The sequence below is a fragment of the Zoogloea ramigera genome (assembly GCF_006539865.1).
Classification (GTDB): domain Bacteria; phylum Pseudomonadota; class Gammaproteobacteria; order Burkholderiales; family Rhodocyclaceae; genus Zoogloea; species Zoogloea ramigera.
Window position 1 is genome coordinate 1 of sequence record NZ_BJNV01000178.1, and the last position, 1002, is coordinate 1002.

General features: G+C 45.4%; 1 protein-coding gene. It reads right to left on the reverse strand.

From position 1 onward, the window contains the following. On the reverse strand, window positions 1-819 hold an 819-nt coding region (locus ZRA01_RS20320), incomplete at its 3' end, for a hypothetical protein (RefSeq protein WP_141355187.1). Window positions 820-1002: the final 183 nt, after the last annotated feature.

Sequence of the window (1002 nt, forward strand, 5' to 3'; positions counted from 1 at the left end):
ATAGTGCTCATCAATCGCTTGGGCAGTAGTTAATTCAAAATCCCCAAATTGCTTGGAAATGGGAAGCTCTGGCATCAAAAATGGCTTGGGGTGAAAAGGATAAGACTCAGCTTTGAGCCCGATATCTGTATAGTTGGATAATATTTTTGCTTCGCTACTGGCTCTTTCCCTAAGTGAATTGAGGGCATCTGATTCTTTCTTTTCAAGATTGTCGAGTATCTTTGCTGCCTGGTCGTGAGTGGCAAAAAACTCTTCCTTGCTCTCAAATCCAGCATTCTTGATTGCTGCCTCTTGAGCCTTGAGAAACTCGACATGGTCGAACTCTACCCATTTTCTTGTCTCCTTCTCCATTGCCATTCCAAGCAAATAGAAAGGAGAGAGAATGACGACGGTAGGGCCGTAAACGACTCCAGCCAAGGCGGCCCCTGCAACGCCTACTGCAACGCCTGCCGCTGATATTTTCCTTTGGTCTTTTTCTCGTCTTACTTCTGGCGTATTACCGTAAGAGCTTGGGGTCGTGTTTATATGGACAAAGCTTTCTTCTTGGTTGCGCCATGCGGCACATCCGTCAGTCTTTGTCTTGTGGTTGATCACGCATTCAAAACGTTTTGTTTCGAAGGCGGGGTCTAGATTGCTTGTCTTGAAAAACCAGACTTTTGGTAAAAATTTTTTGGGAGGCTCTGCTGCCGATGTGGAGAAATTGTCGGATAGTTTAAATGTGTTGCCATCTCTCTCTATATGTGCATAGAGTCGAGCTGCTGATGCCTCTTGAAAAAGTCCGATAGATATTATTGCCACAGCAATTTTTAGTGCTGTCATGCTTCCTCCTCTAATTTTTGCGATTGACATTTCATTTTATATCGAACTCGATGGGTGGGCCGTCTTGTGAGCGAGCTACGTCGCCACTGGAAAGACGTCGTGGCCCGGATAGGATGGGTCTTGCGACCATAAAGCTAAGGATTCCTTAGTATGCCATAGCTGTCCTTCCTAAGAGTCTCTTAG